1 protein-coding gene and 1 pseudogene are annotated in these 309 nt (G+C 52.1%); one reads left to right on the top strand and one right to left on the bottom strand.

What is annotated here, in order from left to right; translation table 11 throughout:
* A pseudogene (locus EZM41_RS14230) lies at positions 1 to 107 on the top strand (hypothetical protein); the annotation flags it as partial.
* A gap of 74 nt (positions 108 to 181) precedes the next feature.
* Here the strand turns inward: EZM41_RS14230 and EZM41_RS13905 are convergent.
* Positions 182 to 298, bottom strand: coding sequence for an SDH family Clp fold serine proteinase (locus EZM41_RS13905; protein WP_342449288.1), 117 nt, complete (start codon positions 296 to 298; stop codon positions 182 to 184).
* Positions 299 to 309: the final 11 nt, after the last annotated feature.

The following is a 309-nucleotide window of genomic DNA, read 5'->3' as shown; positions in this document are numbered from 1 at the left end:
CGAGGTGCCGTTTCGACCCCGCTTATTGGAGAAGCTATGTAGCGGTGAATGCGAAGTATGCCAGGGTGGTGGCAAGGCATACACAAGAGGATGATTTGGTATGGATTCATGACTACCGGAGGGTTGAAGAAGTGCATTCCTATGACCCTGTCGCTGTGTTTTGCTGCGCTAGCGATCTCCGTTATGGGACAAGCTGTCGTATTTCCTCATCCATATTCGTGGAGACGGGAAGCCCAAGAGATACAGCCTCTTCCGAGGATATGGGATAATCGTGCGTCCACCTTCCTTCGGACAACACCTGCGCGATGT

Source organism: Acetomicrobium sp. S15 = DSM 107314 (assembly GCF_016125955.1).
In the GTDB taxonomy this organism is placed as follows: Bacteria; Synergistota; Synergistia; order Synergistales; family Thermosynergistaceae; genus Thermosynergistes; species Thermosynergistes pyruvativorans.
This window is presented reverse-complemented; position numbering and strand designations above follow the sequence as displayed.